Annotated in this window: 30 protein-coding genes; 11 read left to right on the plus strand and 19 right to left on the minus strand. The window is 41.1% G+C overall.

Annotated features, from left to right (window positions below):
- Nucleotides 1-332: 332 nt before the first annotated feature.
- Complete coding sequence (locus VZF35_RS02505; RefSeq protein WP_407314412.1) at nucleotides 333-1,385, minus strand: Ldh family oxidoreductase; 1,053 nt, start codon at nucleotides 1,383-1,385, stop codon at nucleotides 333-335.
- A gap of 580 nt (nucleotides 1,386-1,965) precedes the next feature.
- On the opposite strand from VZF35_RS02505, the gene VZF35_RS02510 reads away from it, so the two are divergent.
- Nucleotides 1,966-2,166 carry a hypothetical protein gene (locus VZF35_RS02510; RefSeq protein ID WP_407310670.1) on the plus strand — a complete coding sequence of 67 codons (201 nt, stop codon included), beginning with the start codon at nucleotides 1,966-1,968 and terminating at the stop codon, nucleotides 2,164-2,166.
- 41 nt (nucleotides 2,167-2,207) lie between these two features.
- Here VZF35_RS02510 and VZF35_RS02515 read toward each other — a convergent pair whose 3' ends face one another.
- Complete coding sequence (locus VZF35_RS02515; protein ID WP_407310672.1) at nucleotides 2,208-2,684, minus strand: hypothetical protein; 477 nt, start codon at nucleotides 2,682-2,684, stop codon at nucleotides 2,208-2,210.
- A gap of 330 nt (nucleotides 2,685-3,014) precedes the next feature.
- Between VZF35_RS02515 and VZF35_RS02520 the strand changes: the two genes are divergently transcribed.
- The gene (locus VZF35_RS02520; RefSeq protein WP_407310674.1) at nucleotides 3,015-3,284 is read left to right on the plus strand and encodes a hypothetical protein; all 270 of its coding nucleotides are present in this window, start codon (nucleotides 3,015-3,017) and stop codon (nucleotides 3,282-3,284) included.
- 181 nt (nucleotides 3,285-3,465) lie between these two features.
- On the opposite strand, the gene VZF35_RS02525 is transcribed toward VZF35_RS02520, so the two are convergent.
- A complete protein-coding gene (locus tag VZF35_RS02525) occupies nucleotides 3,466-4,008 on the minus strand; it encodes a class I SAM-dependent methyltransferase (RefSeq protein WP_407310676.1) in 543 nt (180 codons plus the stop codon).
- A 95-nt stretch (nucleotides 4,009-4,103) separates the two neighbouring features.
- On the opposite strand from VZF35_RS02525, the gene VZF35_RS02530 reads away from it, so the two are divergent.
- The 5 genes from VZF35_RS02530 (at nucleotide 4,104) to VZF35_RS02550 (ending at nucleotide 7,350) form a co-directional block, all read left to right on the plus strand.
- A complete protein-coding gene (locus VZF35_RS02530) occupies nucleotides 4,104-4,316 on the plus strand; it encodes a hypothetical protein (RefSeq protein WP_407310678.1) in 213 nt (70 codons plus the stop codon).
- A gap of 569 nt (nucleotides 4,317-4,885) precedes the next feature.
- Nucleotides 4,886-5,596: a response regulator transcription factor gene (locus tag VZF35_RS02535; protein ID WP_407310680.1), complete on the plus strand. Its 711-nt coding sequence runs from the start codon at nucleotides 4,886-4,888 to the stop codon at nucleotides 5,594-5,596.
- 107 nt (nucleotides 5,597-5,703) lie between these two features.
- On the plus strand, nucleotides 5,704-6,030 hold the full coding sequence (locus VZF35_RS02540; protein ID WP_407310682.1) for a FlxA-like family protein: 327 nt from the start codon (nucleotides 5,704-5,706) through the stop codon (nucleotides 6,028-6,030).
- Nucleotides 6,031-6,297: 267 nt separating this feature from the next.
- Entirely contained in the window at nucleotides 6,298-6,627 is a 330-nt protein-coding gene (locus tag VZF35_RS02545) for a nucleotide pyrophosphohydrolase (protein WP_407310684.1), read from the plus strand.
- A gap of 405 nt (nucleotides 6,628-7,032) precedes the next feature.
- The gene (locus VZF35_RS02550; protein WP_407310686.1) at nucleotides 7,033-7,350 is read left to right on the plus strand and encodes a hypothetical protein; all 318 of its coding nucleotides are present in this window, start codon (nucleotides 7,033-7,035) and stop codon (nucleotides 7,348-7,350) included.
- 159 nt (nucleotides 7,351-7,509) lie between these two features.
- On the opposite strand, the gene VZF35_RS02555 is transcribed toward VZF35_RS02550, so the two are convergent.
- Both VZF35_RS02555 and VZF35_RS02560 read right to left on the minus strand, forming a co-directional pair.
- Nucleotides 7,510-7,629, minus strand: coding sequence for a DUF4023 family protein (locus VZF35_RS02555; RefSeq protein ID WP_407310688.1), 120 nt, complete (start codon nucleotides 7,627-7,629; stop codon nucleotides 7,510-7,512).
- Nucleotides 7,630-7,745: 116 nt separating this feature from the next.
- Nucleotides 7,746-8,042 carry a hypothetical protein gene (locus VZF35_RS02560; protein WP_407310690.1) on the minus strand — a complete coding sequence of 99 codons (297 nt, stop codon included), beginning with the start codon at nucleotides 8,040-8,042 and terminating at the stop codon, nucleotides 7,746-7,748.
- Nucleotides 8,043-8,510: 468 nt separating this feature from the next.
- On the opposite strand from VZF35_RS02560, the gene VZF35_RS02565 reads away from it, so the two are divergent.
- On the plus strand, nucleotides 8,511-9,266 hold the full coding sequence (locus VZF35_RS02565; protein WP_407310692.1) for a C1 family peptidase: 756 nt from the start codon (nucleotides 8,511-8,513) through the stop codon (nucleotides 9,264-9,266).
- Nucleotides 9,267-9,362: 96 nt separating this feature from the next.
- Here the strand turns inward: VZF35_RS02565 and VZF35_RS02570 are convergent, their stop codons facing one another.
- From VZF35_RS02570 to VZF35_RS02585, 4 genes are all read right to left on the minus strand, one after another.
- Nucleotides 9,363-10,046: a PhoH family protein gene (locus tag VZF35_RS02570; protein ID WP_407310694.1), complete on the minus strand. Its 684-nt coding sequence runs from the start codon at nucleotides 10,044-10,046 to the stop codon at nucleotides 9,363-9,365.
- 383 nt (nucleotides 10,047-10,429) lie between these two features.
- The gene (locus VZF35_RS02575) at nucleotides 10,430-11,068 is read right to left on the minus strand and encodes a carbonic anhydrase (protein ID WP_407310696.1); all 639 of its coding nucleotides are present in this window, start codon (nucleotides 11,066-11,068) and stop codon (nucleotides 10,430-10,432) included.
- Nucleotides 11,069-11,369: 301 nt separating this feature from the next.
- Nucleotides 11,370-11,930: a flavodoxin family protein gene (locus VZF35_RS02580; RefSeq protein WP_407310698.1), complete on the minus strand. Its 561-nt coding sequence runs from the start codon at nucleotides 11,928-11,930 to the stop codon at nucleotides 11,370-11,372.
- A gap of 417 nt (nucleotides 11,931-12,347) precedes the next feature.
- Nucleotides 12,348-12,566, minus strand: a complete 219-nt coding sequence (locus VZF35_RS02585) for a hypothetical protein (RefSeq protein ID WP_407310700.1) — start codon at nucleotides 12,564-12,566, stop codon at nucleotides 12,348-12,350.
- A gap of 199 nt (nucleotides 12,567-12,765) precedes the next feature.
- Between VZF35_RS02585 and VZF35_RS02590 the strand changes: the two genes are divergently transcribed.
- Nucleotides 12,766-13,758, plus strand: a complete 993-nt coding sequence (locus tag VZF35_RS02590) for a polyprenyl synthetase family protein (RefSeq protein WP_407310702.1) — start codon at nucleotides 12,766-12,768, stop codon at nucleotides 13,756-13,758.
- Here the strand turns inward: VZF35_RS02590 and VZF35_RS02595 are convergent.
- Nucleotides 13,755-14,801 carry a tetraprenyl-beta-curcumene synthase family protein gene (locus VZF35_RS02595; protein ID WP_407310704.1) on the minus strand — a complete coding sequence of 349 codons (1,047 nt, stop codon included), beginning with the start codon at nucleotides 14,799-14,801 and terminating at the stop codon, nucleotides 13,755-13,757. The genes VZF35_RS02590 and VZF35_RS02595 overlap by 4 nt on opposite strands.
- A 163-nt stretch (nucleotides 14,802-14,964) precedes the next feature.
- Here VZF35_RS02595 and VZF35_RS02600 point away from each other — a divergent pair, with 163 nt between their 5' ends.
- Nucleotides 14,965-15,174 (plus strand): hypothetical protein, encoded by a 210-nt coding sequence (locus tag VZF35_RS02600; RefSeq protein WP_407310706.1) that lies wholly within the window; start codon nucleotides 14,965-14,967, stop codon nucleotides 15,172-15,174.
- Nucleotides 15,175-15,200: 26 nt separating this feature from the next.
- Nucleotides 15,201-15,461: a spore coat protein gene (locus VZF35_RS02605; protein WP_407310708.1), complete on the plus strand. Its 261-nt coding sequence runs from the start codon at nucleotides 15,201-15,203 to the stop codon at nucleotides 15,459-15,461.
- A gap of 49 nt (nucleotides 15,462-15,510) precedes the next feature.
- On the opposite strand, the gene tatA is transcribed toward VZF35_RS02605, so the two are convergent.
- The 9 genes from tatA to cobA all read right to left on the minus strand — a co-directional run bounded on the left by tatA (nucleotide 15,511) and on the right by cobA (nucleotide 24,297).
- Complete coding sequence (tatA, locus tag VZF35_RS02610; protein WP_407310710.1) at nucleotides 15,511-15,717, minus strand: twin-arginine translocase TatA/TatE family subunit; 207 nt, start codon at nucleotides 15,715-15,717, stop codon at nucleotides 15,511-15,513.
- A 209-nt stretch (nucleotides 15,718-15,926) separates the two neighbouring features.
- Nucleotides 15,927-16,685, minus strand: a complete 759-nt coding sequence (locus tag VZF35_RS02615) for an SDH family Clp fold serine proteinase (RefSeq protein ID WP_407310712.1) — start codon at nucleotides 16,683-16,685, stop codon at nucleotides 15,927-15,929.
- A 111-nt stretch (nucleotides 16,686-16,796) separates the two neighbouring features.
- Nucleotides 16,797-17,090 carry a hypothetical protein gene (locus tag VZF35_RS02620; RefSeq protein ID WP_407310714.1) on the minus strand — a complete coding sequence of 98 codons (294 nt, stop codon included), beginning with the start codon at nucleotides 17,088-17,090 and terminating at the stop codon, nucleotides 16,797-16,799.
- 48 nt (nucleotides 17,091-17,138) lie between these two features.
- Nucleotides 17,139-18,419: a glutamate-1-semialdehyde 2,1-aminomutase gene (gene hemL / locus VZF35_RS02625; protein WP_407314414.1), complete on the minus strand. Its 1,281-nt coding sequence runs from the start codon at nucleotides 18,417-18,419 to the stop codon at nucleotides 17,139-17,141.
- Between the two features lie 31 nt (nucleotides 18,420-18,450).
- The gene (locus tag VZF35_RS02630) at nucleotides 18,451-19,473 is read right to left on the minus strand and encodes an Lrp/AsnC family transcriptional regulator (protein ID WP_407310716.1); all 1,023 of its coding nucleotides are present in this window, start codon (nucleotides 19,471-19,473) and stop codon (nucleotides 18,451-18,453) included.
- 1 nt (nucleotide 19,474) lies between these two features.
- The gene (gene nirJ2, locus VZF35_RS02635) at nucleotides 19,475-20,470 is read right to left on the minus strand and encodes a putative heme d1 biosynthesis radical SAM protein NirJ2 (protein ID WP_407310718.1); all 996 of its coding nucleotides are present in this window, start codon (nucleotides 20,468-20,470) and stop codon (nucleotides 19,475-19,477) included.
- A complete protein-coding gene (gene hemB / locus VZF35_RS02640) occupies nucleotides 20,467-21,450 on the minus strand; it encodes a porphobilinogen synthase (RefSeq protein ID WP_407310720.1) in 984 nt (327 codons plus the stop codon). Before hemB ends, nirJ2 begins: the two co-directional genes overlap by 4 nt.
- Before the next feature lie 157 nt (nucleotides 21,451-21,607).
- On the minus strand, nucleotides 21,608-22,786 hold the full coding sequence (gene nirJ1 / locus VZF35_RS02645; RefSeq protein WP_407310722.1) for a putative heme d1 biosynthesis radical SAM protein NirJ1: 1,179 nt from the start codon (nucleotides 22,784-22,786) through the stop codon (nucleotides 21,608-21,610).
- Entirely contained in the window at nucleotides 22,783-24,297 is a 1,515-nt protein-coding gene (gene cobA, locus VZF35_RS02650; protein WP_407310724.1) for a uroporphyrinogen-III C-methyltransferase, read from the minus strand. The genes nirJ1 and cobA overlap by 4 nt, the downstream gene beginning before the upstream one ends.
- Between the last annotated feature and the right edge of the window lie 110 nt (nucleotides 24,298-24,407).

Raw genomic sequence — 24,407 nt, forward strand, 5'->3', positions numbered from 1 at the left:
CCATCATTATTGATGAGAGCTAAGCAGATACGGGAATCACCCTTTCCAGAATCCACTCAAGTTTATTGTAACGTAATACTTAGAAGTTTGTCGATATTTTATCTCAATGTCCATAATTTATCATACTTATGGCAAATTAATTTCGTTGCAGATTGTAAAATAAACGGCAATCATAAGGACATCTGTCAACGCAATCCAACATTTGATTGCCACAGATAACTTAGTATTTTTCTTGTATGATAGCTCCGACGTGACCCATTTTCTTACCAGGAGGTGCATTGCGGCCTGCAATAAAACAGAAAACCGGTTTTCCATAATACAGTTAATTTTCGTTATACGATGCTGGAGACTCCTTGATATTCCACCCCGAGCTCTAGGGCTATTCCTTGCAATTCCTTTAAAAGGGTAGGATTTATGGGGATTCCGTTCCTTAAACGTTCTTCTGCAGTACTATGGCGTTTTTCACCTGGGATTCTAATTTCCCTAAACCCTTCCGCCAGCGAGACTGCTTTAACTCCTGAGATCATTGTTGCCATACGCTGATAAAACGTCTCCATGGGCATCAAACGCGAAAGATCAATGGCAATAAATGCATGTCCAATATCGGCCGGATCTTGACTGTCATCATAGATGAACCCCACTTTTTCGCCAAAAGCAGCCCCTGACAAAATTCCAGACATCACTTCAACTCCAAGTGCCAAAGCGTAGCCTTTGGCCCCACCTAATGAAAGGAGCGCACCATTCAAGGCCTCTTGAGGATCAGTCGTCGGTTTTCCATCTTGATCCAGTGCCCAGCCTAATGGAATAGTTTTTCCTTCTTTAGCTGCCAGGATGATATGACCTCTGGCAACCGCTGACGAGGATAAATCAATAATCACGGGATTTTCTTTTGCCGGAATTCCAAAGGCAATTGGGTTTGTCCCAAAATAAGGGCTTTTGCCGCCCCAGGGAGCCACAGCAGATGGTGCATTGGTAAAGATAAGTCCAAGCATCTGTTTGTCTGCAGCTATTTTACAATAATACGACGCTGCCCCGAAATGATTGCTGTGTTTTACCGTTGCTAAACCAATACCATATTGTTCAGCAACTTTCAACACCTCATGCATGGCTCTTTCCGCAACTAATTGACCTAATCCGTTATCTCCATCTATTTCAACCAATGCGTCATGTTTTTGAATTTTGATGTTCGCCACCGGATTAATGCGTCCCCTTCTCATGCTAATTAGATACTGGGGCAAACGGCTTAACCCATGAGTATCCAAACCTTCTAAACTCGTCTTAATGATCACGGATGCAACAATCTCTGCATCTTTATTAGGTACTCCACAAGCACATAATAAATCGTAGCAGAAACCTTTGATTTGATTTATTGGATAGGTATTAATGGTTCTTCACCTCTTCTTATCTCGATATTTCACCATGTAACCCTTTTTCGAGGATTAATAAGCCCCTGCCCCCTAGGTATAAACTAAAGGTAAAGTCTACTTTCTTGTAAATAGTTAACCCATAGGTATGTGATGCTAGGTATGTGGTAATACCACTTTAATTAGGGCTTTATTGTGTTAATAGTCACCCTATCTCGCTTATCTCGTTAAAAAGTGGTGGCCTCCATTCGTTAGCTGAAATTTCCAGGTTTAAGCTCACCGGAGTTTAATGCCTGTGTTATTTGACTAACTACACTCTCTGATAAATTGCCGTATGGTTTAATTGACTCGAACATTTACACCGATCCTTCGCCTTATTACTTAGTTGTATTATATCATACAAATAAAATTAATTAATTATTAAATTCACACTTCTCCTATTTTTGAAGAAGATCCTGGAACATACTAGAAATCCAGAGTGTCCCTTCGACGCTGCACTTTTCTCTAAAAAATGATTATTGAAGAATACGAATGGTAAGTGTGAAATCGTTAAAGACTAAGAAAAGCTCTTGAAAAATAATACTAAGGAGGTAATTATTAAATGAACCTTAAGACATTCGAGATTACCAGAGGTTTGCTGGAAGTTGATCCTGGCAATATAACAACTGAGGAAATCGCAACAATAAACGCTAATTTACACAGAGGTGCTAATCTGGTTGACCTGGAATTTAAAGGCGGAAAATTAATCTTCACTATTGAGAAAGAACACAAAAGTTCCTCTGGGAAAAAGGCTCTCGAATAAGCACATATATAAAGAAGAAAGAGCCACCCGTTAGGTTGACTCTATAATCCTATCATTACATCCTTTGCTTCTGCTATCTTAGATAATTTCTTATTGACTTCCTTAATTTCAATAAGCTCCTTCAACGCCAGTTGGTGTAGGTGCTTGGTCTCATTTCGCTCCAAATTAGCAAGGCAGAGTTCTTTCTTGAGCATTTCCCTTTCTTCCATGACCGTATCATGGGTTTCCTTAGCTTGTTTTATGGCATCCCGGCCAAGGACGTTCTGCCCAACCATAATGAGACTCAAAGCAACAAGCTGAATAATTCCCCCTGAAACATAGAACACCACGCTTTGAGCTTCAGGGAATATTAAGGGAATTAGGCTCCAAAGCAAAAATACATAGGCGCACCACATGGTTGCCATCCCTTGCGTAATTTTGGCTGCTAACCAATCATTAAACCGCTTCATAGTATCCTTCAGCTCCTCGGCGACTGTTAACTGTGGATCCCTGATCCCTATCCCATACCCTGCAACCATCCATAGCCAAGTTAACGGAACCTTCCCACCTGGTTTACATAATCTCTGTCAACTTCTTGCTAAAACGCCAAAAATCTTTGCTGTCTCATCTGATTGTCCCACTACATCATCATATGCAAGTAAATTCAATAGGGACATTCTCGACTCGATAAGGGTCTGCTATTTCGATAAATGGAAATAATCAGATAGGGCATACTAGGCTGTGACTTAACTATGTCCTTGGTTCACAACTCATTATAAATTTTCATTAACAGGTGTTTCCCCTTTTGTGTCGAATTTAGTAAGTTGTCTTGAGTAAACCGATTCTTGTATATGCAAAGGAGTGATATTATGAGTTATCAAATTGAGGGAGCTATTGTTAACGATCAGGGTGTTAAATATGCTATTGTCGTGGTTAAACACGATGTTGTTCAGCAGATTAACAAAAATGAAGAGGCTTTAGCTGCTTATCGACATATTTTTCCAGATATGCCGATCATTCTATTAGGCAAGGACTGGCAAGGAAATTCTACGTACTACGGGCCAAAAGATATCGTGAATTTTCTTTCGACAGTAGATCCTCAAAGAATTCCATGGAGACGCTATATAATCACTGATTAGTCCAAACGTTATCCTGAAAAATCATAATGCACAAAATCCCTCTGACTTACACTTACAGTCAGGGGGATTTTACGCTGGAAACACTATACTTGTTTATCAGTGACTCAATGACAATACCCGTTCAATAGCAATTACATACACTATAGACTTGCCTATTGAAAAAATTTCTTTCCCCTATTAGCTAGTGCTGAGAATTTTCCTGCCAGGATAATTGCGTCAGCCGTTTTCTGCAAATTGTTAAGCCAGGTGAAACTGGTATCGTCATCAATTCATACGACTCTCCTGTTTCTTTTAGTAATTCCCCCATAGCCTGGTAGGCTGTACCGCACCATTCTGGCTGCATCATTTGCTCATTGCCGGGATGGGTATCATGCAACAAAATGAGGCCATGTGGAGCTACATATGGAAAGAAATCCTTGAAGTCTTGTAACACTGCGTCTTTAGAATGATCGGCATCGATGAATAACATATTTATTTGCAGTGAATTAGACATTACTTCTTGGGCGAACTCCTGAGTTGTACCCTTAAAAAAGCGTGTCTTCGATGATTGCTGCATATAGTTTCCGGCGTCTGCGCTAATATCCACACCAATCAGTTGTTCAGCAAAAGGAATGATTCGATTGAACAGCAAACAATGATATAATCCAAGTTCCACATAAACTTTTGGACAAACAATGCTGGCCAAATGAACGATAAAGTCTTCATGCCAGTTTAACAAAGCCAAATTATTCAACCTCTTCCTAAATATTATCTAGCCTTCCTTATTTCTCGCTTTTTGACTCTTCCGGTAAAGGCCTCTAACGTTATATAGCTTAGTGTATGTCTGATAGAGGAAGCCTGACACAAAATCAATCGTTCAACTTTAAAATAAAACTACTTGAAGAACCCCTTGATTCCTTAAAGAGCTCTTTATCAGAAAGCCTTGTTACCTTTTTCGCGGAACGAGATGAACAATTGCTTGATCTTTATCTTAATGAAGAATATGACTGTCAACGTTGGCTAGGCGCCATGATGCAGGTGAAGTGCGCTTAGCCTATACCGTACCCTGGACTGAATCAAAGAACTATATGCATTGTATATAGGGAAAAAAACCCCCTCTCAAGAGGGGGTTAAAAAAGTGGAATTATGAAATGATTGAAAACTGGAAACCAGCGAGCAACTGGATTAAGTTAATAGTAATGCTTATAGCTGAAAAAGACAAATTCATTATAATTAAGTTAACTATGAATGAAAGTAATAGTCAAATGTTCTTTCAAAGACTCTCTCCCTTATTCAACGATTTTGTCCACCTGGAAATAACTCATTTTCACTCCTCTTCGTGGTACCGTTTCAGTGAAATTACTTCAAAAAAATTTAAACTAAATTGTACCCCGTTTGGTAAGTTCATGAGAAGAAATATTGAGGAGAAGTTTCAGTCAGTGAAATATAATGCTTAATCCTGTCTAATTTTCAGCTAACATTCAGTTATGTTTCAGCTAACATTCAATTTACTGTAGTATCGTATTCCTAAAAGGCAATCTGATTTCCAATAATTGCGCAGGAGTGGCTCATGCAGAACTTAAATTCATACATAATGCAAAGTGCAATTAATGAGGCGTCTATTGGAAAAACGATTCAGCCCAGGGGTGAGTTTCATAAGAATTTTGGTAATGAATGATGGACAGCGATTTGATCAACGATTATTTCACCTAATTATAGAGAATGGCTATGCTGCTGATATGGCTAATGATGAGGATAGCGGAATTGAAATGGCCTTAACCCGCATCTACGATGTCGTCATTCTGGAACAAACCATCCCTCCCACGGGAGAACTTTCGCTTTTAGAAAAAATCCGCAGTTATGAATTAGACACCCCAATTCTTATGATCACGGCCAAAAATATTCCCAAGGATAGAGTTAGAGCCTTAGATGCTGGTGCCGATGATTGTTTGAGCAGACCATTTCTCGATGAGGAACTTTTAGCCAGAATTCGCTCTGTTGCCAGAAGAAAAAGCAAAGAATTAGTGAATCCGGTCATTGTAATTAAGGGCTTAACCCTTGATATACTAAAACGTGAAATTCAACATGGCAATGACGTCTTTCGATTGAGCAATAAAGAAGCCCTCATTTTGGAATTATTAATGCGTAATTATGGCAATGTCGTTGCCAAAGAAACCATTTACTTTAAAGTTTGGGGTTTGAATTCTGAAGCAAGCATGTCGAATGTTGACCTATTTATCCACTATTTAAGAAAGAAACTCAGAATACCCTTGATTAAAACCGTTCGTAATATTGGTTATCTTCTACAACATGAAGAGATCCAAAACTCCTAGAAATTTAAATTTTTATTTTAATATAGATAATTCAAAAGTTTTTCCAAAGAATTTTATCCGATATAGTTTAAAGAATTAATTTTATAAAGAAAGGGTGTCATTCATTTATGAATATTTCATCGATTTCATCAGGGTCAAACAATTACTCTTTATCTACCACTAATGACAGTCAAGTTAAGCAGATTGAAAATCAAATACAGAAGCTGGAACAACAATTGAACACTGAGAGTCAAAGTAAAGATGACGCTAAAACCAAACAGACGAAAACCCAGCAACTTCAGACTCAGATAGAATTATTGCAAGCGCAATTACAACAAATTCAGGCGAAAAGTCAAAGCAAAAGTTCAACGAATCAATCCAGCCTGACTAATCAAGTTAACCAGGCACAGGCTAAGAGTCTTTCGTCAAACGGTACAATTGATCTTCAAGCATAAAAGTTCTCAGTCCTAGTTCTCCCTGCATTAAGAACTTGGAAAGGCCCTAGCAGAAAGAGCTGTCTTCTTATGATGTCTTAGGACATTCATGAAAAGACAGCTTCTTTTCATATTCTTCGGATATTTATACGTGGGATGGTTACTTCCGTTAACTTCAGGAGAGGTAGAGTCCCGAAAGATCGTTGTTCAGCCTTAGCTAAACGATTCACTGGTTTAAAAGGATTATCTTATCTTTTGTAGAATTCTAAGGCAGAGGTGAGGATGTAATTGGAAGACTTAATAAAGGATATTTTGAGGTTTAGAGATGATAGAGATTGGTCCCAGTATCACACACCTAAGGATTTAGCGATATCAATTGCGCTTGAAGCAAATGAACTTTTGGAAAACTTCCAATGGCGAACGAGTGAAGAAGCTGTAGAAGAAAAATTTGAAAACATCAAAGATGAGATTGCCGACGTATTCATCTATTTATTTTTAATCTCAGATCGATTAGGTTTGCAGGCAAAAGAAATTATCAGTGATAAGCTCCGGAAGAATAAACAGAAATACCCGGTGAATAAATCTTACGGTTCAAGAAAAAAATACAATGAATTTTGAATATCAGTGTTAACAAGATGAAGAACTACCTCATCAGAATGAAGTAGTTCTTCGTCTTAAAAAAATACTATTCAGTTTTATAACCTAAACCCTTTTTCTTGTTACATAGTCTCAGTGTAAATTTTACCACGAGCATATCATTTAATTAACAAATCAGGGTTTCATCTGTTTACAAATGCTTAGAAGCGATTCATTAACTAAAAAAAATCACCTCCTTTTTTCTACCTTAAGTTTATAACAAGAATGCGTTTATTATGTGATAAGATTGTAACACTTCTATTAAGATTAACTGCAAGCTGGGGAGAAACATTTATATGCGTAGACTGTGCGAAAAATATAAGGTAAAATATGCGGTGAAGTCAAGTCAGAGCAACAGAAGTTATTTTAACTATAGGAGGGCAAAAGATGAAAGATAATCCTAATAAGATATGGGTGGTATTAAGAGCAATTGGTGCAAGAAATCCTGAGTATTATCAATATAATTCCGTAGCGGAAGCACTGTCCGATTTTGATGATTGGACATTTGATACAGAAAGTGTCGTCGGTTGCGAAGTTCTCTATCGGGGAATTACCCTGATGCATTCCTCAAAAGGTAAGATCAGTGGTGCATTATGCGAGCAGTATCACCCCGACTGCACTGTTAGGGGTAAATTGCCAAACTCACAAGAGATAACAAATTGCGAAGAATGCGTGACAAAATTGATGGCTGACTACGTCGAATAACTGAACATCCTTCGATGTACCCCAAACACAAACGTCCTCACTCCACTTTGGGCTGCCCCCCTGTCTACTATAGGGGAGCATTTCATAGTGAAAGGAGGACGCTTTTTATTTGTTTTGCCCCTGACAATTGTTGGGCTGAGAGTTTTCACACTCCCTGAATTATTTATTGGTACTATGCTGCTTATTGGGCAATTTCCTATCCGGATTTCCCTTCCCTTGATGTTTATTATTTTTTTCAGCTTTTTCCTGATCTTCATGTATCTTATCCAAGTTATCCATCGTGAACCTCCTTAATTATTGAATCTTGGTTACTTGCTTTGATTTCATCATGACTACTGTTAGCTTTCCCCTTAAAGCAACTAATATTATGGAAAGTACCAACTTGAATGTACAAATCACTCATCTATGTAAAATAATACCTTTACCTCATTTTTAGCCTCGATCTCCAAACAGACATCTTCTTGCCTAGGAGTATAATCTACGTTAATAATATCATCCAATTTAATCCAGAAAACCGTCGAATCATTCCCCCAAACAGAAACCTTATCATCAGAAACATCAATATCAGCGACAAGTCCGAAATCCATCGTACATTCTATCACACACAAAACCTCAATACATTTCAAGTGCTTCCCTAGAAATTTCTCTTTGAGAAATTTCACAAACTCGATTTTAGAGGATAAGGTCAACAATTGAATTCCCCCTTCACTACTGCTTCTAGTTCAAAGATTGAGTTCCTCTCATTGAACTATCATACACCAAATATTGAACTTAATCCAAAAAATCTGCGTGCTTATGTCCATATCTCCGACTGTTTCCACGATAAATCATATACTTTTCCGGCTATAAAAAAAGCCCCTCTTTGAGAGGGGGAAATAAGGAGGAGGAAAGAAAAATGAAAAAACCTTTATGTTAACCGCTAGTAGCGAGGATCTTTCTGTTGTAGATATCATAAAATATAATTGTTACCCTTCCGTGATCTTTATATTAAGAAACTGTTAAGAATTAAAAAATTTTATGGCTATATCTAGGCATTAGCGGAAAGTGTCCCTAAAGTATTCATTTAGAGCTTGATCACATTTATGGACGTTCATGAGTACTATAATTTAAGAAGTCCTGAAAGGATACGACTTCAAAAATTAGATTAGCGAGGAAAAAATATGGGACAGAGAGTATATCTGCTTAAACAAGACAAAGTTGACGAGAGGGACAGAAATTTCCATGCCACTCTCCATAAGCTCAAAATCGTACTTCCTAAGGTCGTGGATCTGCGAAATGGCTGCTCTCCTGTTGTTGACCAGGGGGAATTAGGCAGCTGTACTGCCAATGCTATTGCCTCTGGCTTGCGCGAATACCTGGAACTTCAGGCAGGAAAACTGATGCCCTTAAGTCGATTATGGCTGTACTGGGAAGAACGCAAATTAGAAGGAACCGTCGACGAAGACGCTGGGGCAAGTATCCGCGATGGTATGAAAATTCTGAATAAGTTTGGCTGTCCTCCTGAAATTGATTGGCCCTACGATACCTCTAAATTCACCCAAACTCCACCCGCGAAATCATTCGCTGATGCCGTCCAGTATACAATCAAAGAATATCATAGGGTCTCCAACTTAATCGCTCTTAAAACTGCCTTGGCAGAAGGGTATCCCGTTGTAATTGGCATCAAGATTTATGAAACCTTCGAATCGGATCAAGTCGCTCAAACTGGTATCGTGCCCCTTCCGCAACATGGAGAGCAATACCTTGGTGGCCATGCAGTTTTGGCAGTTGGGTACAAAGACGATGCCCAGATTAAAAACGAAGGCGTCGTGATTTGTCGCAATTCATGGGGAAGAACCTGGGGAGATAATGGTTACTTCTACCTTCCCTACCGTTATTTTGACGATAATGTTCTCGACATGTGGACTGGAAGATAGAGAGAAATTCGTATCATGATCCCCCGATTTTACGAGGGGATCATTTTTCTTCTTTTGCGAGAATATTTGAAACGCCATAAACCTGAGACTCGATCTTTAAACCACCTGGAACGTGTCCGCCCAATTTGCGAGTTCTCCACGGAAATTCTTCGTCAAAGTTACTATTTTGCAATACGGTTGATCTTTGAAATGTTCCATATACGGAACAAAACCGCTTTTTGAACTTGGAATATCGATTTGACCGGAATGACCAATACAAATAACTTTACAGGAGTCATGAACACGTGTAAATATTTTCCTTAATTCCATAGCCGTAAAATTTTGACATTCATCAATAATAATCGTCATATCTTTTAGATTAGTACCCCGCAAAAATAAGGGACTTTTGGGATAACACCAAATGCTGTCCATAACGCGTTTTACGCTGACTTTTCTGCGAATCGCTTCATTAGCCAAAACCTCTTCGTTATAAATACACTGAACAGGGTTTTCATTAATCTCCAAGAGTGCATCAATGAGTGGTTGATGATAAATACTCTCTTTTTCAGACTGTGTACCTGGTCTAAAACCCATCATAGATTCCTGGACAGGATTAAAAATATAGGTAAGTGGCTTTTTTAGGATTTTAGCACAAGCAACAGCCAGCGTCGTTTTTCCAGTTCCGGCTTTCGCATTGACCATCACTAACTGATAATCAAAGATCGCGTCAACATACTCACGTTGTTCAGTCGTCAATCTCGGGGCAAGACCAAACAATAAATTATTTTCTGGTAGCGGCATAATTTTCACCTAATCCTTGCTCTAATATTTCTGCTTCAAGTGTGATAGAGTTGCTTCGTTTCTATCGGAATGATTGTTATCAACATCAAGCATTTTATAAGATTAAATTCCACATGGTTTCAGAATTTTCCTTCTCTGCGAGCTTTCATTTCAGTTTTGTTGGCATTAACCCACCTTCTTAGATTTTGTCCAGCTCTAGATAAAATTAACAACATAAAATGAATAAGAGCGCTTAACTTTTGACAAAGGATAGCGCTCTTTAAATAGCCTCAGACCTCTTTAAGAACAAAAATAGGTTGTAACAAACCATTTCTTTGATTTGTTACAACCTGATCTTATACGGTCGCATTGGCACTTTAGCCCTATGGTAGATTAAGTTAGGATTAATTCGCCAACTCAAAGACACCTTTTATGGCATTATAAATGAAAACTTCTCCAGTTTCAATAGTATAATACATACCAATGATATCAATTTCCCGTTTGTTAAACTTTTCAACAATAAACGGATAGGTTAACAAGTGTTTAATTTGCTCGACAATATTGATTTGTTCGGTTAACCATTCTTTCTTCATTGGTTCATCCGAATCGCCCAATTCTTCCATAACCCTCTTTTTGACATTATGCGCAAGTTCCAGCCATTTCTTCGTAGCGGGAATTTCATCGAGAACTTCATCGGACAGATAAATCGATTCACATCCCCCACAATTGGAATGACCACAGATGATAATACTTTTGACTTTTAGAACATTAACCGCATATTCGATGCAAGCAGTTGTAGCTGAGGTTGGAGCCTCTTGTTCGTGAAATTCTTGGAATTGGGGAACGATGTTGGCGATATTTCTTACGACAAACAATTCTCCTGGCAAAGATTTCGTAATCAACTCGGGAACTACACGAGAATCAGAACAGCCAATAAACAACGTATGAGGCTCTTGTCCTCGTTTTAAACGACAAAATAAATTTTTATGTTCCTCATAGTCTTGTGTTCTAAATTTTATTAAACCCGCTACTAAATTGTCCATATCAGCACCTCCAAAGTTTCCAAGTGCAGTGATGAATCTACTCACAACTGAAGATTAGCATTCGAGTTGTCATTAGTCAATATGGATATTACATCGCCATATGGTAATGATCACAAATTATTATATCAAGTTAATGGACACACGGGCATCACGACAAGAACATCAAGAATAATCTCACTTTCACAAATTCAGGGGTAAAAAGCTAAGTACTCTTGATTAATTTTTTGTATTATATAGATAAAAACCGTCAACCAGCGACACGATTGTCGTTGGTTGACGGTTTCAGGTTAAAAAAGGATTATTATTGCTTGCGCAGGCATGAAGAAACCATCTCTTTAGCTGCAGCTTTTATGGTCTCCAATTTATACCCTCTGTTTTTCTGAGTGATCCCAATTAAGTCAAACTTATCCGCTTTAACTGCAAGAAAAAGTCTTTCCATGGAAGTGAGGCATGACGTAAGACCATTTCCGCTTCCTCCAGCAGCAGCCACTTGCAGGACCGGTTTTCCTTCTAAGAAAGATTTATCATTTCTAAAAGCCTCACAGCGGCGCAGGCGGTCAGTAAACGCTTTTGCAAACTCACTCATTTCGCCAAAATAGACAGGAGTCACAAAGACGAAGGCATCCATATTGGCTAAAGAAGCATGTAGTGCTTGAAATTCATCTTGCACCTGACATTCATGCCCATTACGGCACGTACCCCAACCATTACCACAAGCCTGACAACTACCAATTTTTTGTTGATTTAAATTGATCTGAACCACATTAGCGCCCGCTTCGATTGCTCCTGCCTTGGCCGCGTTCCCACAGGCTGCCGTCAATCCATCTAAATTTGGGCTGCTCGTAAAAATCATTACATTCATCGTATTCATCCTTAACCTTTCAATTAAAAGTGCTAATTCATTGTATCAAGAAAATAATACCCATGGAAGTGTATTTTTTAACATTATCTTAGAAAACGTTTTTCTTCCTATCAATTAAAGCTTTAGCCTATAATAACCTTCTATTATTAGCTTTTCTCCGATTCAGACTCCTTAAAAATACATATAGTACACGTAATAAGTACCAGCAATTACTCCAGGAATGGCACATGCCAACAGATATGCCAGGATCGTAGGTTTAATAATCTCATTCCATATACTATTGTTTTTCATTGACCCTTCCCCCATTCATTTAGCCTTCCAGTTTAGTCACGCATTGCGAATAAATCACTTTTGACAAGATCGAAGAAAACAGGCTCGTATTCTAAGGTTGGATACGAACCTGTTTTGTGATTGAGGTTAGTCCTGGTCATGTCTCAATTGAGTGCCTTCCATAATTCCGCGATTATGAAAGACCTCATCAACTTCCAATGTAAGCTGACCACCTTTAGCGTTCTTACGCCCATTAGTCCCGTATTTGGGACTTTGATCATCGTTTTTTACACTGACAACACCAGCCGGCTCCCATGGTTGTCGATTCAATTGAGCAGCATGCTCCTTGTCATTTTCATTTGCCATCATGATACCCCCTCTATAGATTAGTTCCTATTGACACCGAAACAACTCGGCTCAGTTTAAGATTTCCCTGTTAATCAATAATTAATCAGCTTTTTCGTAGCGTTTTGGAAAACTTAGGTATCTAAGGTATCCTATGATGTCCTTTAAGACATAATATAAAGGCGATTTGTATTTAAAATAGAGGGCAGAGGCTGATGCTATGAGTATTCAACAACTTTATAAATCCACAGACACGGCAACTAATAATTTTCAATTTCCAGAACTAATCTTTGTTGAAGACCAACTCCAAAACATACTCTCTAAAGCCGATGGTCTTATTCAACAAACTTGTCTAAATTTATTACAATCTGGTGGTAAAAGGGTTCGGCCGCTCCTTACACTCTATAGCGGTATGTGCTTTGCTCCTTTAAATCCCCTAATGCTAAAAGCTTCTGTCGCTGCAGAACTGATTCATATGGCCTCCTTAATTCATGATGATGTCATTGATAAATCGGAAACCCGGCGTGGTAAACCGACGACGAATTTCCTCTATGGGGACCATGCGGCCGTTCTTACGGGAGATTACCTCTTTGCCGAAGCCTTCAATATCCTCTCATCAGAACAATTATTGCTCAGCATGAAGTTCTTCATCGAAGCAATACAGGCTATGTGTATCGGGGAAGTGAATCAAGCAGAAGAACAATTTTCGGTCATCATCGGAACAGACCATTATTTTAAAAGAATTGCCCAAAAAACAGGAATTCTGTTAGCAGCCTGCTGTCAATCAGGGGCTCAATTGGCTAACGCTAGTTCAGAAGAAATTATCTGTTTAAGAGAGTTTGGCTTAAATATCGGCTACGCTTATCAAATTACTGATGACATTTTAGATTTTAGTGGGAATACAGAGTCCCTAGGCAAACCTGTTGGAGCAGATCTCTTAAATGGAAATATGACTCTGCCCATTCTTTACCTTATGGATAATCCTATCTATGGAAATTGGCTTAAGGAGATTCTAAAAACACGTGAGATTACCGATCAAGGGCTTTTCAGTATTAATGAGGCTCTTATTAATTCCGGCTGCCTTGAACATGCCTATTCGACAGCTACTCAATGTGTTAACAAGGCGAAAGCCAATTTAAGTAAAATCCCAGCAAGTCCCTACCGAACAGCCCTTATTAACCTGTCTAACTCCATATTACAACGTACTTTTTAAAGAAGTTTGCGTTTTCTCAACTGACAGCATAACCAATAAAGAACCTTTACTCCCATACCACTCCTGCCAAGCAGTTGTCTTGTAATCAGCCGGATATCTCGATCCTGACTTTTTTCGTCGGATAGGTACATCGCCAGCAACCCTTGAACAACTGCCCGCTCAAAGGTTGGATACTGGAGCGTAGCCGCTTGTTTAAACGAGTTTTCAATGAAAAGCTTTAAACGAGTGGCTACTCGCTCAGAACTTGGATAATACGCGACAAAATTCAATTGACTCGTTTCACGATCTTCCCGCAGATCAATAAAATAATCTAGCAAAATATGTAGCCCACAAATCCAAGGGAAGTAAACACGGAAAATTTTTTCAACATCTTCTTCCCTCAAACGTAAATCATAAGAAGCAGCATAGAAACAGAAAATCCCCAAGGTTGATCCTGTTGCAGCTGCAAACTCCCAAGCAGTTATTGCCGGATATGTTTTTAAGTAAGGTTCAATCCAGTCGAGCATGATTGATTCTCGCAGCTCTACAGACAGATGCTTATAGGTTTGCAGCCGGGAATAGAGTTTGGCTAATTCCAAAGCCTTTTCCTGAGCAATGTGATACGAAGGAAGACTATTGAGACTGGCTTGGCACGTCCGGACTAATTGCTCTAGATACCCCCCATCCTGACGATAAGGATAATACTTATAATAATCGGAAAGAGCTGCCCGAGGATCTAATGCTTCTTCCATAGCGAGATGCAATTGAGCAAACGCTGTCTCATCTTCCACTTCCAGACTATCGACCAAGTTATCAAGATAGTCGCTGATCGTCTGATACGCTACAATAAAGCGAACGGTTTCCTCTCTATTTACACCCGGATAGAGGGCATAAATACTGCCGCCTTGGCAGTGAAACGCTTTAAAGCGAATACTTTCCTGGGCCTGCTTGCTTAGAAGGGGGTCTGGGATCTGTTCAGCCCTTTGTCTCCAGACGTTTAGTTCTTGTTTAACCAGCGGAAAAATCTTGGTAACAAACGTATAAATCAATGTTGCGCGATTCATAAAAAATCATCTCCTGCCTCCATAGTGTTGCCAAAAGTTCCTCCTCTTCAACCTCTCACATGAATCTCTATTCCTAGTACTCGAACTTATCCAATATTTAGAAGACATATCCTCGATCCGTCTTGTAAATACTAAAATTACTATGACAGAGAGGAGGATGACTATGAACACCACAACCAAACCTGAGCTAACTTCAAAAAATCTGGCCATCTTAAATGACCAACTCGGTGCTGAAGCATTGCTTGTTCATAAGTTTGCCCAAGCGGCCCAAACTGTTCAGGATCAAGCACTTAGTTCTCAACTTTCTTCAATTTCTAATCTGCACCGTAAACATTATGACACCTTGCTCAATTATTTGAATTCCCATCAATAAGCAAGAAAGGGCTGATCTAGTTGGCTATGCAAACCACGATGACAGAGCAAGAAGTTGTCACTGACTTGCTGACAAGTGAAAAACATATCACATCTACAGTGAATACGTTTATAACAGAATCAACATGTGCTAATTTGAGACAAAACCTTAAGACAATTCTCGATGAGGAGCACAGCATTCATGAAAACCTTTATAATATCATGAACCAAAAAGGTTGGTATCCTACAAGTGATGCCCAAGCCCAGGAGGTTCAAAAGATGAAGGATAAATTTAAACCCCTTCAATAGACTCTAAATAGAAAAGACGAGGCGCAGTTTGCCTCGTCTTTTGGTTTCTCTATTCAGCTTTGTCCATTTTAACCGATTTAGTTTCGGTAGAATTTTGGACTATGTCGTCGCCTTGGCTTGCGGATTTAAACTCTTTAATCCCTTTGCCTAAAGCTTTCCCTACATCCGGTAATTTCCCCGGACCAAAAATAACCAATGCTATAACGAGAAAAATACCCGCTTCCAACGGGGAAACAAATCCAAACGTTGCCAGCATCTGATCCACCTCCATGCAATCTTAACTATAATACAATAATTATTGTAACCACTTAATTAAAAAATGTAGTACTAACTTATCCTATCGCATTGAGGGACAACAAGCAATATGTTTTTTATGGAAAGTTAGAAAAAGACTGCATTAAAGCAAGTCTTTTTCTACGATCTCCAAAGTTTAGGAGTTTGGAATAAAGCTTGCGCATTAAAGGTTTATTTTTCCTTAAATATTTCTTCATAAATCAGGTATAGGCTCCAAATAACATCCCATAATTCACCCTGAGCTTTAAGGACATTCAAGCCTAGCTCCTTTGCTTCCTGATGTCCGATAGGATATCCGTGGGAAAAATAGCCCTCTGTTAAAGCACGAACTACGGGTTCAATACGATCTGGAGAATTCTTAAACATGTAGTTAGACATCAATATTTCAGCATATTGACGTGAAGCTTTGATCGTTTTTTCATAGTCACCCATAAGCCATGGATCAAGTTTATTTAACATCGGAGTAGCCATAAAAGAAGCGACTTCAGGGTCATTACTCGAACTAATTGATCGTTGTAAATAATCGAAACAATGCCAAACGGCTTGAACTGGCACAAGAATGTCCTTGTACACAGGATGTTTAACCAAAGGATCGATAGGACCTAATTCAGAAAGCGGCCCCATAACAACCTCATCAGCTCCAAGTACCATCATCGAGGCAGCGGATTTCGCCACATACGGAACAATGATTGAAAACTCCTGGCAAAATTCTCGAATTAACATGACAACTTTATACGGTGTGTCTACGGTCCCACCATAACTGTGCAGAATCAGATCAATTTTTGGAGTTGGTCCGATTTCTTTAAGTTGTTTGTATAGGGGAACTAAGATAGAGTCATCAAGCGTCGAATAAGAAAAATAGACTAAGACCTTAGATTTTCGCATTTGTTCTAAGCGTTCAAGTAAATATACGCGTTCTTCTACGTTCAAACCAAGTCCCCTCCCAGCCATCCTCACGTTCCATATTATTCCAATAAACGTGTTCCGGTGTATGTCCGAGAGAGCAGGGTGACTTTATACTTTAGATACTTCAATTAAGAATTAGGAAGGCTTCTTAGGCAGAGTTACGTTGACGTTGGATTTTTGATGACAACTTTGGCAAAATTCTTCCCCACCTAGGCCTTTCTTTTCATGGCATGGGTAACATTGTTTCCAAGGCTGCTGATTATTCTTCACGGCGTAACCATGTCCGTGGGGCCCATTAATCCAGGTGTCTTTGGGGATTGTTGAATGCGGATTGGAAGGATCGTGATTCTGAGAAACGATCACTACGGCAACCAAAGCTCCCAATAGAGCAACTGATATAATCGCCCTTAAAACACGTTTGTTGTTCATCGAATTCCCCCCCTGTCAGCATGCTCTTCTTTAGCTCTAATCATACATTCAGAGGGTTTTCATGACCAAGCGAGCTTGTTCAAGCGTAGCATCGATATCGGAATCTGTATGAGCCGTTGATAAGAAAACCGCCTCATACTGGCTCGGTGCCAGATAAATCCCATGTTCCAACATACCCCTAAAATACTTGGCAAACCGTTCTACGTCTGAAGTGCAGGCACTGGCGTAATCTTTAACCGATACCTCTGTGAAAAAAACGGAAAACATGGCACCAAGAGCATTTACCCAAACAGGATAACCTGCTTCTTGAGCAATAAGCTTTAGACCTTGAGCTAATCGAGCAGTCTTACGGTTTAGCTCCTCATAGACGCCGGGTTGCTGCAATAGCTTTAAGGTAGTTAAGCCAGCATTCATCGCCAATGGGTTACCTGACAGGGTTCCAGCTTGATAGATCGGACCACTAGGGGCTATTTGCTCCATGAAACGTCTTTTCCCTCCATAAGCCCCTACTGGCAGCCCTCCGCCTATTACTTTGCCCAAACAGGTCAAATCTGGATCAATCCCATAATGGGCCTGAGCTCCGCCGTAGCTGATCCGGAATCCAGTCATGACTTCATCAAAAATCAACAACGCCCCATACTCTTCTGTCAAGCGGCGAACTCCCTGTAAGAAACCTTCTTCCGGCAGGACTACACCCATGTTGCCCGTTACCGGTTCGAGAATGACACCTGCAATTTCTTCCCCTTCGCGCCGGAAAATCTCAGTTAATCCTTCCAGATCATTATATTGGGCAGAAATCGTTGTCGCTGCTGTTTGAGGCGGGACACCCGGAGATGTCGGCACTCCGAAGGTCAGGGCGCCACTTCCGGCCTTAATTAAAAGCTGATCGGCATGCCCATGATAGCAGCCTTCAAACTTAACAATCTTTGTTCTGCCTGTAACCCCTCGAGCTAAACGCAAGGCACTCATGGTCGCTTCTGTGCCGGAGTTAACCATGCGGATCATTTCCATCGAGGGATATGCCTTGATAACCTCTTCAGCAAGGACAGTTTCAACTTCTGTCGGTGCACCATAACTCGTTCCCCGTTCAGCCACTCTTTTAATCGCCGCCACAACCTCAGGGTGGGCATGACCAACAATCAGCGGTCCCCAGGAACCTACATAATCAAGATAACGATTGCCATCGATATCCCAAAGATATGCTCCCTCAGCATGATCAATAAACACCGGATCTCGGTCTACCGATTTAAAAGCTCGTACCGGGGAGTTCACACCACCGGGAATTACCTTTTTCGCTTGAGCAAAGGCTTGGCTGCTTTTTCCATCCATAAAGGGCAAAAGAATGACCCCCTTCTTGTCGTCAGTGAAACTCTTCTTCTAGAAAATACTGCATACTGCTCTTTTTTAATTCAGCAGTGCTAAAAAGCATCGAATACTCTGTGATACCTGTTACTTGGGAAATCCTCTTCATAACTTCCCCACAATCCTCGATCGTTTTACCGTGGATCATCGTGAAAAGGTTATAGGGCCAATCAGGAAGGGTTGGCCTTTGATAACAATGGCTTACCTCTTTAAATTGAGCCATTATTTTTCCGACCTCTTCCGCCTTTGTCGCTTCAACTTGCCAAACACCCATGGCATTAGCTACAAAACCCGCTTTTTGATGTCGTAAAACAGCCCCAAACCGACGTAAGACTTTAGCTTCCAACAATCGTTGGGCACATAAGATTAGCTTTTCGACAGGCCAATTGAGTTTTTCTGCCAGAACCGTAAATGGAGTCGAAGAATTCGGCAAGTCTCCTTGAATTACTTGAATGAGAGCAATATTCTCATCTGTCAGATCATAAGGAAGGCTGTTAAACCTCTGGGTTCCTGGCTGACCCTCGGTATCCAAGGAATTAAACTCTTCCTCTTGCGCATCCTCGTCATCGGTCAAATCGAAGTCAAAGTTAACATTAATTTTAAACAAACGGGTGGCAGGTAGGCTGAAGACCTCAGAAATCTCCAGGGCTTTACGGATGGATTGGATAATATGCTCAGCGGCTTCCTCTGATCGGGCAATTAGTGTAAACCAAATATTATAATCGTGATTTCGAACATAATTGTGGGTAACACCAGGAATTTTATTGAGCATCTCAGCCAAGATAGGAATCTTTTCTTCTGGAACTTTTGCCGTACACAAGGTACTAAAATAACCTAAGCGCCGAGAATCAAAGACCCCACCCAACCGACGAATAATTCCTTCATGACGAAGTCTTTGAATACGTGAGAAGGCGTCTTCCTCTGTCGTTCCTACGGTCTTTCCTAGAATCTCGTAAGGATGAACAGCGATAGGAAATTGATTTTGGATCGCATTAAGCAAGGCGCGATCAAGAGAATCCATACTAAACCCCCTTTCTTCCCTGATACAAGCACCAAGGTTCCTCAGCCATATAATCTCCTTCATTATAGTAGGCTGCTCGTGCCCGGCAGCCGCCGCATAAACGCTTGTACTCACAAGACCCACAGCCGCCTTTATAATTGAGGGTACGAAGTTCATTTAATACTTCATGCTGCTTCCAAATCTCATCAAAAGGAGTTTCGCGCACGTCACCTAAAGGCATATTCAGATATGCACAGGGTTGGACCTGTCCCTTCGGACTGATAATGCAATAAGAGGTACCTGCCAAGCAACCGCGGCTAAAGCGCATGTTAACTCCCATTTGTTTCGCAATACGCATAAACTGAGGTGCGCAAGTAGGCTTTAACTCAATAGGAACGGTTTGCTGTTTTTTCATAATCCGGGTCAGGATATCTTCATAAGCCTCAGCTCTGAGAGATTCTTCTTCAATGGAAACTGCTCTGCCGGTTGGCACGAGGAAGAAGAAATGATGAGCAACTGCCCCAAGTTCAACAGCAAAATCCGTAATGGCTTCTACTTCATGTGCATTCCAATCCATAAGGGTTGTATGAATTTGGAACGGCAGCCCAACCTCACGGCAGATTTTCATGCCTCGAACCGCACCCTCCCAGGCACCCGGGAACTTACGGAACTTATCGTGCTTTTCTTTATCCATAGAATCCAAGGAAATTCCCATACCCATGGTTCCGGCTTCTTTTAAACGCTGAGCTAAGTCATGCGTAATTAAAGTACCATTCGTACCGAATACAGGACGAAGGCCGAGTGAGGTGGCATGGGCCACAAGTTCAACTATGTCCGGCCTCATGAGAGGCTCTCCGCCGCTGAAAATCATAATTTTAAAATTAGCCTTAGCAATCTGTTCCAAGAGTCTTTTAGCTTGCTCTGTATTTAATTCATCCTCAGCTTGACAGCCTGCATCCCGATAGCAATGGTCACAATACATGTTGCAAGCATTCGTTGTATTCCATGATACTATCACAAACGTTCCACCTCTTTTAACCAACGCGCCACATCGAGAGCATGATAAGTGATCAGCAAATCGGCACCGGCACGTTTTATACTTATTAACGCTTCCATCACGATACGTTTCTCATCGATCCACCCATTCGCAGAAGCTGCTTTAACCATGGCATACTCCCCACTGACGTTATAAGCAGCGACAGGAAGTCCGAATCGCTCTTTTGTACGATAAATAATATCGCCGAAAGCCATGGCAGGCTTAACAATAATCAAGTCCGCACCCTCTTCGATATCCAAGGCTGTTTCCAACATAGCTTCATTCCCATTCGGTGGGTCCATCTGGTAGGTACGACGATCTCCAAATTGGGGGGCTGAGCCTGCCGCTTCTCGAAACGGCCCATAAAACCCAGAGGCGAACTTGGCTGAATAAGCCATGATCGGAATATGCGTATATCCTTCCCGATCCAGCATTTCGCGAATAGCAGCGACTCTTCCGTCCATCATGTCGGAGGGAGCCACCATGTCTGCTCCTGCACGAGCATGAGAAAGAGCTGTCTGAGCTAAGAGATCTAAGGTCGGATCGTTCAAGACTTGGCCTTGATCGATCACCCCGCAATGTCCGTGATCGGTATACTCACAAAGGCATACATCCGTAATCACGTAGAGCTCAGGATAATGTTTTTTGGCCAAACGCACAGCCTCTTGCACAATCCCATGTTCATGATAGGCCCCTGACCCCACGCTGTCTTTACTTTCAGGAAGCCCAAACAGCAGTACTGCGGGTATTCCTAACGTTACCACTTCATCGAGAGCAATGACAAATTCATCCAAGGAGAAATTATAAACTCCGGGCATTGAGGAAACCTCCACCCTTTGTTTTTCACCCGGCATGACAAACATCGGGTAAATCAAATCGTCGACACGAAGATGGTTTTCCCGAACCATCCTCCGAATCGCCTCACTAGCCCGCAAACGTCGCGGCCGCCGTTTAAGTTCCATAACAGCTTACCCCTCCCTATGATAACTCAAAGTAATTTTCTAGTGCGTAATCCTAATCACAGAATGTAAAGAAAAGTTGCCCTTATACTTTCTGACATTGAAAAGAAATTGCTTAGCAATAAAATAATATTGCTAAGCGAGCCTACCGCTTCTATTTCTACGATTTAAGTCCAATCTCTTCATCCGTTAAATAGCAAGCCGGGTCTGACTCCCAGAAATCCCCTGTTACAGCTTCAGCACGTGTCCGGAAATTACCGTTGCACATATCCAGGAATTTACAAGCTGCACATCGCCCTTTCAAGAGGGTTTTACGGTCCTTTAATCCAGCCATGATAGGATGAGACAGATCCGTCCAAATATCTCCGATGTTACGTTCACGGATATTTCCAAAGGTGATATGCTGGGTAAATTGGTCGGGATGCACGTCGCCAAGCGGATCAACTTCTCCAAAGGCAATCCCCGAGCGATTTCCTCCATTCAAGCCAATCAGGGATTTAATTCTTTCAGCCCTGGCCGGATCCTCTTTTAAGGCTTGGAGGTACATATAGACTCCATCGCAATGGTTATCAACCGTTAGAATTTCCTTTTTTAAACCACGTTCTTCGAAATCCCGAGTCCGTCGAATAATAGTATCCATTGCTTGGCGAGATTCTTCCGGGGTCACGTCCTCCGCAATCATTTGGTTCCCGCGGCCTGAATAGACCAGATGGTAGAAACAAACCCGATCAATATTTTCCTCTTCAATAAAATCAAAGATCTTATCCAATTCTTTAATATTGTGGTGATTAATCGTAAAGCGCAGACCCACTCTTTGATCAACAGCAACACAATTTTGAATTCCCTGCATTGCAGCCTTAAACGCACCTTCTTTACCCCGGAACTTGTCATTGACATCTTTAAGGCCATCAAGGGAGATACCAACATAGGAAATTCCAATCTCTTTGATGTGCTTGGCCACTTCCGGGGTGATTAGAGTTCCATTCGTAGACAGCGTTACCCGCAATCCTTTAGAAATAGCATACTCTGCCAGTTCAAAAAAGTCAGGACGAATCAAAGGCTCTCCCCCTGAGAACAGGAGAACAGGAGATTTAAACACTGCCAAATCGTCGATAAACCGCTTTGCTTCTTCTGTGCTCATTTCTCCTTGATACTTTTGGGAATCAGACTCCATATAACAATGCGCACATTTCAAATTACAAGTCTTCGTCGAATTCCAGACAATCACGGGCCCAGAACCAACTGTCGTTCCGTTGCGGGCACCATGAGAGTCTTTGCTGTAACGCAGTGAATCACCGAAATACTCTGTATCAAATAAAAGCTTTGTAACGCTGATCATGTTTTATTTCCCTCCATTAATGCTTCGACAAGTCCACCAATCGTATATTGAGCAGCTTCCTTGTAGATCGTTAAACCGAGTTCTCGTGCAGTGGAGCTTGTTATAGGTCCGATGGAATAGAGAGAGACATTATTCAAAAGAGAGACTTCTCCGTCCAAAAGATTTACAAAGTTTCGCACAGTCGAAGAACTGGTAAAGGTGACGGCATGAATTTCCTTTTCCCGGAGCAGACGCTGCAGCTCTTCTCGATTCGCTCCACCAAGTACCGTCCTATAAACCGGAACATCCCAAACTTCTGCTCCCATAGCCTTCAAAGATTCAGGCAAAACATCTCGGGCTTCTTCTGCACGAGCCAGCAGTACCTTTTGGCCTGCTGAGACACGGTCTTTAAGACCTTCGACAATCTTCTCCGCCCGGTATTCTTCCGGTACGAAAGCAACGCGCAGTCCTTTCTTGTCTAAAGCTGCTTGCGTCGCGGGACCAATTGCCACAATTTCCAGTCCCACCAAGTCGCGAACATCCCTCTCTTGACGTTTAAGCTCTGCGGAAAACTCCTCAACTCCATTAACACTTGTGAAGATGAGCCAGTCAAACGTTTTCAAGCTGTCAATAGCGTTCACTAAATGGGATTTGTCCGAAGGAGGGGCGATTTCAATGGTTGGGAATTCCCAAGCCTCTCCACCTAAGGATTCAATCGCCTGTGACAACTCACTGGCCTGATGACGAGCCCGAGTCACAACGATCCTTTGCCCAAATAAAGGTCTCTTTTCAAACCACTGAAGTTTTTCTCTGAGAGAGACGACCTCTCCAACAATGATAATTGACGGGTTTGTGAATCCTTCTTTTTTAACCGCAGCGGCGATTGTATCAAGTTGTCCAACGAGGGTACGCTGTTCTGGGCGAGTACCCCATTGAATAATTCCTACAGGAGTCGTTGGTTTCTTACCATTTTCCATCAACTTTTGAGCGATTAAGGGGAGGTTTTCCATGCCCATAAGGAACACGAGGGTACCATGAGACAGTGCAAGGTGGTTCCAATGAATGGACGTTTCATTTTTGGTGGGATCTTCGTGGCCAGTGATCACCGCAAAGGATGAGGTTAGGTCTCGGTGCGTCACCGGAATACCAGCGTAAGCAGGTACAGCGATAGCAGAGGTGATACCCGGTACAACTTCAAACTGAATTCCTGCATCGAGTAATGCCTCTGCTTCCTCTCCTCCCCGACCAAAAACGAAGGGATCTCCTCCCTTTAGACGAGTCACTATTTTTCCTTCCAGGCCTTTGTCCACAATAAGCTGGTTAATTTCTTCTTGTCTAAGTGTATGTCGATCCGGAGATTTACCCACATAGATAAGTTCGCAATCCGGACGAGCTAATGTTAAAAGGCGCCGCGAAGCTAAGCGATCATAAACTAAAACATCCGCTTTAGCAATACATTCTGACCCTTTAATAGTAATCAACTTTGGGTCTCCCGGACCAGCACCTACTAAATATACATATCCCTTACTCAAACTGAACACTCCTATTCGATCATCTCACAAGCTTATTTATATTGTATACTATATTGAAATATATTTAAATAAGGACATTTCTTTTTGATTATCCATCAGCTTTGTCCAAA

The sequence above is a fragment of the Desulfosporosinus paludis genome (assembly GCF_045689965.1).
GTDB lineage: Bacteria > Bacillota > Desulfitobacteriia > Desulfitobacteriales > Desulfitobacteriaceae > Desulfosporosinus > Desulfosporosinus paludis.

What these genes read in the sequence shown, in the direction of transcription:
- VZF35_RS02510 (WP_407310670.1), top strand. Translation starts at nt 1,966, where the DNA reads ATGAACCTTAAGACATTCGAGATTACCAGAGGTTTGCTGGAAGTTGAT.
- VZF35_RS02515 (WP_407310672.1), bottom strand. Translation starts at nt 2,684, where the DNA reads ATGGTTGCAGGGTATGGGATAGGGATCAGGGATCCACAGTTAACAGTC.
- VZF35_RS02520 (WP_407310674.1), top strand. Translation starts at nt 3,015, where the DNA reads ATGAGTTATCAAATTGAGGGAGCTATTGTTAACGATCAGGGTGTTAAA.
- VZF35_RS02530 (WP_407310678.1), top strand. Translation starts at nt 4,104, where the DNA reads ATGTCTGATAGAGGAAGCCTGACACAAAATCAATCGTTCAACTTTAAA.
- VZF35_RS02540 (WP_407310682.1), top strand. Translation starts at nt 5,704, where the DNA reads ATGAATATTTCATCGATTTCATCAGGGTCAAACAATTACTCTTTATCT.
- VZF35_RS02550 (WP_407310686.1), top strand. Translation starts at nt 7,033, where the DNA reads ATGAAAGATAATCCTAATAAGATATGGGTGGTATTAAGAGCAATTGGT.
- VZF35_RS02555 (WP_407310688.1), bottom strand. Translation starts at nt 7,629, where the DNA reads ATGGATAACTTGGATAAGATACATGAAGATCAGGAAAAAGCTGAAAAA.
- VZF35_RS02565 (WP_407310692.1), top strand. Translation starts at nt 8,511, where the DNA reads ATGGGACAGAGAGTATATCTGCTTAAACAAGACAAAGTTGACGAGAGG.
- VZF35_RS02570 (WP_407310694.1), bottom strand. Translation starts at nt 10,046, where the DNA reads ATGCCGCTACCAGAAAATAATTTATTGTTTGGTCTTGCCCCGAGATTG.
- VZF35_RS02575 (WP_407310696.1), bottom strand. Translation starts at nt 11,068, where the DNA reads ATGGACAATTTAGTAGCGGGTTTAATAAAATTTAGAACACAAGACTAT.
- VZF35_RS02580 (WP_407310698.1), bottom strand. Translation starts at nt 11,930, where the DNA reads ATGAATGTAATGATTTTTACGAGCAGCCCAAATTTAGATGGATTGACG.
- VZF35_RS02585 (WP_407310700.1), bottom strand. Translation starts at nt 12,566, where the DNA reads ATGGCAAATGAAAATGACAAGGAGCATGCTGCTCAATTGAATCGACAA.
- VZF35_RS02590 (WP_407310702.1), top strand. Translation starts at nt 12,766, where the DNA reads ATGAGTATTCAACAACTTTATAAATCCACAGACACGGCAACTAATAAT.
- VZF35_RS02595 (WP_407310704.1), bottom strand. Translation starts at nt 14,801, where the DNA reads ATGAATCGCGCAACATTGATTTATACGTTTGTTACCAAGATTTTTCCG.
- VZF35_RS02600 (WP_407310706.1), top strand. Translation starts at nt 14,965, where the DNA reads ATGAACACCACAACCAAACCTGAGCTAACTTCAAAAAATCTGGCCATC.
- VZF35_RS02605 (WP_407310708.1), top strand. Translation starts at nt 15,201, where the DNA reads ATGCAAACCACGATGACAGAGCAAGAAGTTGTCACTGACTTGCTGACA.
- tatA (WP_407310710.1), bottom strand. Translation starts at nt 15,717, where the DNA reads ATGCTGGCAACGTTTGGATTTGTTTCCCCGTTGGAAGCGGGTATTTTT.
- VZF35_RS02620 (WP_407310714.1), bottom strand. Translation starts at nt 17,090, where the DNA reads ATGAACAACAAACGTGTTTTAAGGGCGATTATATCAGTTGCTCTATTG.
- hemL (WP_407314414.1), bottom strand. Translation starts at nt 18,419, where the DNA reads ATGGATGGAAAAAGCAGCCAAGCCTTTGCTCAAGCGAAAAAGGTAATT.
- VZF35_RS02630 (WP_407310716.1), bottom strand. Translation starts at nt 19,473, where the DNA reads ATGGATTCTCTTGATCGCGCCTTGCTTAATGCGATCCAAAATCAATTT.
- hemB (WP_407310720.1), bottom strand. Translation starts at nt 21,450, where the DNA reads ATGGAACTTAAACGGCGGCCGCGACGTTTGCGGGCTAGTGAGGCGATT.
- nirJ1 (WP_407310722.1), bottom strand. Translation starts at nt 22,786, where the DNA reads ATGATCAGCGTTACAAAGCTTTTATTTGATACAGAGTATTTCGGTGAT.